General features: G+C 59.4%; 6 protein-coding genes and 1 pseudogene. 2 read left to right on the top strand and 5 right to left on the bottom strand.

Going from position 1 to position 8,592, the window contains the following annotated elements; translation table 11 throughout:
• The 5 genes and pseudogenes from HX855_RS14275 to HX855_RS14255 form a co-directional block, all read right to left on the bottom strand.
• A pseudogene (locus tag HX855_RS14275) lies at nt 1-321 on the bottom strand (ribonucleotide-diphosphate reductase subunit beta); the annotation flags it as partial.
• Nucleotides 322-790: 469 nt separating this feature from the next.
• Nucleotides 791-2,074 (bottom strand): ABC transporter substrate-binding protein, encoded by a 1,284-nt coding sequence (locus HX855_RS14270; RefSeq protein ID WP_177083677.1) that lies wholly within the window; start codon nt 2,072-2,074, stop codon nt 791-793.
• A 37-nt stretch (nt 2,075-2,111) separates the two neighbouring features.
• On the bottom strand, nt 2,112-3,365 hold the full coding sequence (locus HX855_RS14265) for a DUF1479 domain-containing protein (protein ID WP_177083679.1): 1,254 nt from the start codon (nt 3,363-3,365) through the stop codon (nt 2,112-2,114).
• Between the two features lie 128 nt (nt 3,366-3,493).
• Nucleotides 3,494-4,357, bottom strand: coding sequence for an AraC family transcriptional regulator (locus tag HX855_RS14260; RefSeq protein WP_177083681.1), 864 nt, complete (start codon nt 4,355-4,357; stop codon nt 3,494-3,496).
• A 144-nt stretch (nt 4,358-4,501) separates the two neighbouring features.
• On the bottom strand, nt 4,502-4,771 hold the full coding sequence (locus tag HX855_RS14255; protein ID WP_177083682.1) for a DUF2790 domain-containing protein: 270 nt from the start codon (nt 4,769-4,771) through the stop codon (nt 4,502-4,504).
• 394 nt (nt 4,772-5,165) lie between these two features.
• On the opposite strand from HX855_RS14255, the gene acs reads away from it, so the two are divergent.
• Both acs and HX855_RS14245 read left to right on the top strand, forming a co-directional pair.
• On the top strand, nt 5,166-7,121 hold the full coding sequence (acs, locus tag HX855_RS14250) for an acetate--CoA ligase (protein WP_177083683.1): 1,956 nt from the start codon (nt 5,166-5,168) through the stop codon (nt 7,119-7,121).
• A 668-nt stretch (nt 7,122-7,789) separates the two neighbouring features.
• Nucleotides 7,790-8,575 carry an ABC transporter substrate-binding protein gene (locus HX855_RS14245; protein ID WP_177083684.1) on the top strand — a complete coding sequence of 262 codons (786 nt, stop codon included), beginning with the start codon at nt 7,790-7,792 and terminating at the stop codon, nt 8,573-8,575.
• Nucleotides 8,576-8,592: the final 17 nt, after the last annotated feature.

Raw genomic sequence — 8,592 nt, 5'->3', positions numbered from 1 at the left:
CCAGGCCCAGTCGTACTTGAAGGGCACGAGTTGGTTGAGGTCGGCGCGGCAGTTGATCATGCGCTTTTCGTCAACGGCGACGCGGGCGGCGGAGCCTTCGAGCTCGGCGAGGCCTTCGGCGACGTCGAGTTTGTCGAGGGCGGCCTTGGCGCGCACGATGGCGGCGGAGTCGTTGGCGGTGACGGCGCGGGCTTCGATGGCGGCAGCAGCGCCGGCACCGTCGAGGCGGTCCATGTTGGCTTCGGTGGCGTGGCCGGCGTTGGCGCCTTTGGCAACTACTTCGCCGTCTTCTTCTTTGTCGAACTCGTCCCAGCTCAGCATGACGTGTCGTCTCCTGCGTGAGGGCTCTAAGGTGCCCGTGTGAAACCGGATGGTTGGGTGTTCACACGGCCCAAAGGCCGCGGTGGATCTTAAGGAATCGTTTGTTGCAGCTAGCGCACGCATTAAACGGAATCAGGGTTACGGGTGTTCTGCTTGAGGCTTGAGGGGCGGAGCAATGCTTGCGAGCTCCAGCGGGGCCTCAGGTCTGGCTCTTCATCCCAGTGTAAAGGGATATTGCAGGCCCGATTTACCCGCGCATTATAGGGAAAAATTCGGCGTTGTGTTGCGGCGGATGGTCTCGGTGAGCGGCCAAAATGGTGGTGTTTGCAGCCAAGGTCCGGGTTTACAAGGCTTTGCCTGGCTTGGATTTTTTTGACGGGCGGTAGGCGTTTGTTTCAGTGCGCCGAACTGGGGCAGATTCGGCCAGGAGGTTCTTGCGCCGTTTGGCGCAAGAAAGGGTCGCGGGGTGTTACTGGGCTGCGGCTTTGATGCTGGCAAACATCTGCTTGCCAGCCTTGGCGGGGTCCGCGTCTTTATTGCTCATGAAGTTGCTGACCACATCAAACACCGCACCTTGCACCGCCTGGGACGTGGACATGTTGAAGGCCATGCTCGGCTCCAGCGTGCCGGCTTTTTCGGCTTCGGCGAAGTCCTTGGCGGAAGCCTGGGCACAGCTGTCGAACTGGCTCATGTCCAGGCCCTTGATCACCGGGATGGAGCCTTTGTTCTGGTTGAACACCGTCTGGAACTGCGGCTCCAGGGCGATCTTGGCCAAGTCGTCCCGAGCCGCGTTGTTGCCTGGCGTATCGTTTTTGCTGGACGGTTTGAACATGGCCAGTGAGTCGATGGTGTAGCTATAAATGCCTTGTGAGCCGGGGAAGGGCACGCATTCATAATCGGCCCCGGCTTTTTTACCCGCCGCGGTCCACTCACTCTTGGCCCAGTCCCCCATGATTTGCATGCCGGCCTGGCCATTGATGACTTTGGCGGTTTCCATATTCCAGTCCTGGCCTGCGCCATTGGGGTCCATGTAGGTCTTCAACTTGCGCAGCGCGACAAAGACTTCGGTCATTTCAGGGCCGGTGAAGGTCGCTTCGTCGTTGTCGATAAAGGCTTTCTTGAAGCCGTCGGCCCCCAGGATGCTGAGCACCAGGCCTTCAAATACGGTGGTGTCCTGCCAGGGTTGGCCGCCGTGGGCAATGGCGACGAAGCCGGCGGCCTTGAGTTTGTCGCCGGCGGCGTAGAGTTCTTCCAGGGTTGCCGGGGCTTTGGGCACGCCGGCTTTCTTGAGCACCTCGGGGTTGATCCATAACCAGTTGATGCGGTGGATGTTGAGCGGCACGGCGACGTAGTGGCCGTCGAATTTCATCAGTTGCGCAATGCTTTCTGGCAGCAGGCTGTCCCATTGGTTGGCCTTGGCGACGTTGTCGATGCTGGTCAGCAGACCCAGGTTGCCCCACTCCTGAATGTCCGGTGCCTTGATCTGCGCGGCAGAGGGCGGGTTGCCGGAGACTGCGCGGCTCTTGAGGACGGTCATGGCGGCAGCGCCACCACCCCCCGCCACGGCGCTGTTTTGCCAGGTGAAGCCGTCTTTTTCGATCAGTTGTTGCAGCACTTGCACAGACTTGGCTTCCCCGCCCGAGGTCCAGTAGTGGACGACTTCAACGGTGCCTTTACTGTCCGCTGCGTGGGCGGCGAACGTGCAGAGGCTGGCGAGGGAGAGGGCAACGGCAAGGCGATGGGTGATGTTCATGTGGGATTACTCTTTTTGTTGTTATGGGGAGCGGTGCTTATTCCAGTCCCAGTCCTTTACGGCCAAGGGCATTCAGTTGTGGCGTCATAAAGCGGTCTTTCCAGTCTTTCTCGTAGTCCTCGCGGGCAAAGTCATCCGGCGAGGCCCCTTGCTCGAACGCCCTGAGCACATCCTTGGCGTACCGCCGGTTTTTCGGGCACATGGGCGCGGCGGGCACGTACATCACGTTGCCCCAGCCTTGTTGGTTTTCGACGGGGGCGACGCTGTGGATCACGTCGCAGTGCCACCACACCGAATCGCCGGCCTGCACATCCGGAATCGGGGTCATGCCCTGGACCAGCAGCGGGTGCCATTTCTCTGAAATCGGCAGCACTTTGCCCGGCGCAACGCCGCACAACTCATCTTCGGGGACGTCGTCCAGCAACGGGCGCAGCAGCAGGTAGGCCATGGCCTTGGGGATCGGCAAGGTATGCAGCACGCCCTGGTCGGCCTGCATGTCGCACAGCGCGGTCCAGCCCTGGAAGGTGCGGAAGGCCGAGCATTTCACCGTGTCCTTGTAGGCGTATTCATCGACTTCAGTGCGATGTGCGGCGTCCCAGGGGTCGTAGGACTTGAAGTCGTTGCGGTAGATCTTGTCGAACACCTTGAGGTAGGCGGGGTGCAGCCAGCGCTCCAGGGCGCCCGAGTCGGTGTGCGGGCCAAGCCCTTTGGAGGTGGTGCCGGGTGGGCGGCGGCGCACGCGGTCGGGGTACAGCGCGTTGACGTCCGGGTCGAACCATTGCCGACCCTGGGAGTGGGTGGTCCACAGGCGGTTGAGGAATGACTGTGCGGCGCCCATGCGTTCGTGTTGGCGCACCTGCATCTGGGCGTCGGACCAATAAATGGGGAATATTTCCGGGCGCGAGGCTTCGAGGTTGCCGAAGAAGTTGTCGGCCGGGCCGCGGTACACGTCGTCGAAATGGTTGTGGTCGAGGTAGTCCAGCAGGCTTTTGTCCCAGCCGAGCACTTGCTGCCGGGGGAAGTGGTTGCGGATCACCAGGCAGCCCCGGCGTTTGATGAGGGCTCGTTGTTCTTCGGTGACCCGGCCGTTGGCGATGGTCTCAAAGTCGAGCTCGGGCCAGGCGGTCGTTGCCCTGATCGAGGCGATTTCACCGCAGATAAACTCGCTGACCTCGGCAAACAGCGCGGGCACGTCGCCGATTTGCGCGCGCAGGGCTTTTTTCATGGCGACGATGCTGCGCTTGTAGTCGTCCGGCAGCTCGGCACATTCGAAGGCGTGGTAGTTGCTCATGGGGTGACCTGTATTGTTGTTGTGCATACAGGTATGGAATCACCCCGACCCGCCTGGGCGGCAGCTTGATTTGGAGCGTTGAGCAGTACGATTGTGGCGTTTGTTGTAAGGCGTATAGAAGAATCGGCTTATTGAAAGTGATGCCCGTGCTGGGCCCGAAAGTGTGAAGGCGTCATACCCTTGTGCGCCTTGAACTGCCGATTGAACAACGCCTGGGATGCATAACCCACCTGTTCGGAAATTGCGCTGACCGCCAGGTTGCCCTGCATCAACAGCGCGCAGGCGTGTCCGATACGCAGCCGAACGATGTAGTCCAGTGCCGTGCAGCGTGTGTGTTTGCGGAACATTCGGTGGAAGGCGGAGACGCTGACGCAGGCCATTTGTGCCAATTCGGGAATGCCCACAGGTTGCGCATAGTGGCCGTGCAAGTGGTCCAGGACGCGGCGGATGCGTGCGTCTTCAGTGATGTGAGGCGTCGCAACTTCTATCGCAATCGGCTGCGCCGCGATGTCCCGGGACAAGGTGTTGAGCACAGTGAGCAACGAGATCAGCCGCTGGGAGGCGTCTTGCTCGACCATGGCTTCGATCACCGGGCGCAGCGCCCGTGATGTGGCATCGCTGAAGCTCATTGCCTGCCGCGCTGCAGTTAATAGCGCGCGCGTCGACCCCATCTCCGGAAACAACTGCACCAGCGAATCCGCCCAGTCCTCCGAAAACCAGATGACCAAGGCAATGTGCGGTTTGGCGGGGTCGATCAACTCGGCGGAAGACCAGCTGTGGGGCACGTTCGGGCCCACCAGCACCAGGTCGCCATCGTCGTACAGCGCCACATCGTTGCTGATATAGCGGTGCCCGCGGCTGTTGAGGGTGAGGGTCAGTTCGTATTCGGGGTGGTGATGCCATTCAAACGGAATCGCCTCCGGTAGACGCCTGTTCAGCAGGGTCCAGGAGGTGTTCGCCTCGGTTGGGATTTTTTCGAAACTGGCTCGCATGAATGCATCCTGCCGTGCAGGTGAGGTGGCGGCGCCACAATCGTAGCATTCGATTCAAGCGGTGGGGGGAGAAGCCGGCTCTTTGCCGCAAGAACGATTTCTTGCGGCGAATAAGATCTGAGTTAATGGCAACTAACGAACTTATCAGCCGTTAGAGCAACCATTGCCCATGACCTGGTACTTCAGAATGTGACGCTGGCCTTGTGAGTCTTCATATTCCATTTTTACCGGTACAACTTCGCATACATCCGGAACTTCACTCATGGACAATACTTTCGCAACGTCCAAGTGCGTGCTGTAGGTGTAATCTTCAACGACGGGAGTGCTCTGGCTGGCTACTTCAGTCGGGGCTTCGTCGGCCAGGGCGGCGGTGGCGCACAAGCTGCTAAGGGCCATAACTAATAACGCTTTCATTTGACTGTTTACCTTTTGGCGGTCGAAAGGGGTCACGGGGCCCTTGTGAGGCCACGTGTGTAACTTGATTGGGAAGTTCGGATTAACGTTGCCTTTGTGGGGGCTGTTGCGTTGTTAATCACGGTGCCTTGATGGCGAGGTTGATTTTAGGCGCACGGGTTTAATTCATATACCCGTGCTTTTGATAAACACTATTGGCGGTTTTTGTAACAATCCCGAAATGAAGGTTTTTTCAGAAACCTGCAAAGCGCCACGGGCCGCGGGCCAGAGCGCTGCCGGGGTATAGGTGGGCAATTTGTAGGGGCTTGTTACTACCATCGTCGAATGGTTCTATAGGCCCGGCCCGGCTACAACAGGGCCATACAACAACAACTATGTCACCGAGGTAAGAAAGATGAGTGCGGCTTCTCTGTACCCCGTTCGCCCCGAAGTAGCAGCCAACACGCTGACCGATGAGGCGACCTACAAGGCCATGTACCAGCAGTCGGTGGTCAACCCCGACGGTTTCTGGCGCGAGCAAGCCAAGCGCCTTGACTGGATCAAGCCTTTCACCACGGTGAAGCAGACTTCCTTCGACGATCACCATGTCGACATCAAGTGGTTTGCCGACGGCACCCTCAACGTTTCCTACAACTGCCTGGACCGTCACCTCGCCGAGCGCGGCGACCAGGCGGCAATCATCTGGGAAGGCGACGACCCGGCTGAAAGCCGCACCATCACCTACCGCGAGCTGCATGAAGAAGTCTGCAAGTTCGCCAACGCCCTGCGTGGCCAGGATGTGCACCGCGGCGACGTGGTGACTATCTATATGCCGATGATTCCCGAAGCTGCGGTCGCCATGCTGGCCTGTGCCCGGATCGGTGCGATTCACTCGGTGGTGTTTGGCGGGTTCTCGCCAGAAGCCCTGGCTGGCCGGATCATCGACTGCAAATCCAAGGTGGTGATCACCGCCGACGAAGGCCTTCGTGCCGGCAAGAAAATCTCCCTGAAGGCCAACGTCGACGACGCCCTGACCAACCCGGAAACCAGCAGCATCCAGAAAGTCATCGTGTGCAAGCGCACCGGCGGCAACATCAAGTGGAACCAGCATCGCGACATCTGGTACGAAGACCTGATGAAAGTCGCGGGCACCGTGTGTGCGCCGAAAGAGATGGGCGCCGAAGAAGCGCTGTTCATCCTTTACACCTCAGGCTCCACCGGCAAGCCGAAGGGCGTGCAGCACACCACCGGCGGTTACCTGCTGTACGCAGCCCTGACCCACGAGCGCGTGTTCGACTACCGCCCGGGCGAAATCTACTGGTGCACCGCCGACGTCGGCTGGGTCACCGGCCACACCTATATCGTCTATGGCCCACTGGCCAACGGCGCGACCACGCTGATGTTCGAAGGCGTGCCGAACTACCCGGACATCACCCGGGTGGCAAAGATCGTCGACAAGCATCAGGTCAACATCCTCTACACCGCACCGACCGCCATCCGCGCCATGATGGCTTCCGGCAAGGCCGCCGTGGAAGGCGCCGATGGCAGCAGCCTGCGTCTGCTGGGTTCGGTGGGTGAGCCGATTAACCCGGAAGCGTGGGACTGGTACTACAAAAACGTCGGCCAATCCCGTTGCCCGATCGTGGACACCTGGTGGCAGACCGAGACCGGCGGCAACATGATGAGCCCGCTGCCGGGCGCTCACGCGCTGAAGCCGGGTTCGGCGGCGCGCCCCTTCTTTGGCGTGGTACCGGCGTTGGTGGATAACCTGGGCAACCTGATTGAAGGTGTCGCCGAGGGCAACCTGGTGATTCTCGATTCGTGGCCGGGCCAGGCCCGTACGCTGTACGGTGACCATGACCGCTTTGTAGACACCTACTTCAAGACCTTCCGTGGCATGTACTTCACTGGTGACGGCGCGCGCCGTGACGAGGATGGCTACTACTGGATCACCGGCCGGGTGGACGACGTGCTCAACGTGTCCGGCCACCGCATGGGCACTGCCGAGATTGAAAGCGCCATGGTTGCCCACCCGAAAGTCGCGGAAGCGGCGGTGGTGGGTGTGCCCCACGACATCAAGGGGCAGGGCATCTATGTGTACGTCACGCTGAAAAACGGTGAAGAGCCGAATGAAGCGCTGCGCCTGGAGCTGAAAAACTGGGTGCGCAAAGAGATCGGGCCGATTGCGTCGCCGGATGTGATCCAGTGGGCGCCGGGCTTGCCGAAGACCCGTTCGGGGAAAATCATGCGCCGCATCCTGCGCAAAATTGCGACCGCTGAGTATGACGGGTTGGGGGATATCTCCACCCTGGCGGACCCGAGTGTGGTGGCGCATTTGATTGAGACGCACAAGACCATGAACGTCGCGTAAGGCGGGGTTGCAGGGCAGAGCCCCATTCGGCGTAGGCCGAGTGGGGCTTTTTTTGTGAGGAGCGGCAAATGCCACTGCCAAGACCGCATTAATGTGGGAGCTGGCTTGCCTGCGATGGCGGCGTATCAGACCCCACTGTGTTGCCTGGCCCACCGCTATCGCAGGCAAGCCAGCTCCCACAGTGGATCGCGTTTCAACTCCCATACCAATAAATATCGGTTTTCATTGTAGGAAGTTTCTGAATGTTACCGAGCCTCGTAAATGTGTAACCCCACGCCCAAACATGAGGCAAAGTGCTACGCCCATGCCCCTAAAACCCGCGTTTTAGACGCCCTGAAAAATTAGATCAAACGCTACACTTGCCGTGCTAGAAGGGTTTGCGAATAATAGGCCCGCAATTTGCAGCGTTAACAGGTTTAATATCTTTTGCCTCTGCATAAAATTCAGGGGCTGTCAATGTGCTGGAACCGCTTTCTCGGTGCTTCTGTAAATTGTTGTCGCATTGAGGAAATATCGGCTTCCGGCCTGTCGTTAGAATGCCGATCACTCGCTCGTCGTCGCCGATGTTGAATTGGCGCAGGACGCAGCAACGCTATTCGGTTTCACTCAGTCGCATCGTGGGCTCTGGCTCATACTGCTGTTTTGCCCTATACCGATGGAGTCCCAAGATGAAGAAACTCGTGCTGTTGGGCGCCCTGGCGCTGTCCGTGCTGTCCATGCAGGCTTTCGCCGAAGGCAAGCCCCTGAAGATTGGTATTGAAGCGGCTTACCCTCCGTTTGCCTCCAAGGCTCCGGATGGCAGCATCGTCGGTTTTGACTACGACATCGGCAACGCCCTGTGCGAGCAGATGCAGGTCAAGTGCACGTGGGTCGAGCAGGAATTCGACGGCCTGATCCCGGCACTCAAAGTGCGCAAGATCGACGCCATCCTGTCTTCGATGTCCATCACTGAAGATCGCAAGAAGTCCGTGGACTTCACCAACCGTTACTACCTGACCCCGGCTCGCCTGGTGTTGAAGGAAGGGACCGTTGTCAGCGACAGCCTGGATGAACTGAAAGGCAAGAAGATCGGCGTACAACGCGGTTCGATCCACGACCGTTTCGCCAAGGAAGTGCTGGCTCCCAAAGGCGCCACCATTGTTCCTTACAGCTCCCAGAACGAAATCTACCTGGACGTAGAAGCCGGTCGCCTTGATGGCACCGTGGCCGACGCCACCCTGTTGCAGGAAGGCTTCCTCGACACGCCAGCCGGTAAAGGCTACGCGTTCACCGGCCCGGCCTTCACCGACGCCAAGTACTTCGGCGACGGCATCGGCATCGCGGTACGCAAAGGCGACAAGGAAAACCTGGACCGCATCAACGCGGCTATCGCAGCGATCCGTGCCAACGGCAAGTACAAGGCAATCCAGGACAAGTACTTCAACTTCGACATTTACGGCCCAGAAGCCAAGTAAACCGTCGTAGCTGTCTG

It is taken from the genome of Pseudomonas sp. IPO3778 (assembly GCF_013386825.1).
Classification (GTDB): Bacteria; Pseudomonadota; Gammaproteobacteria; order Pseudomonadales; family Pseudomonadaceae; genus Aquipseudomonas.
The sequence above is the reverse complement of the archived record's forward strand: the minus strand, read 5'-3'. Positions and strand labels throughout refer to the sequence as shown.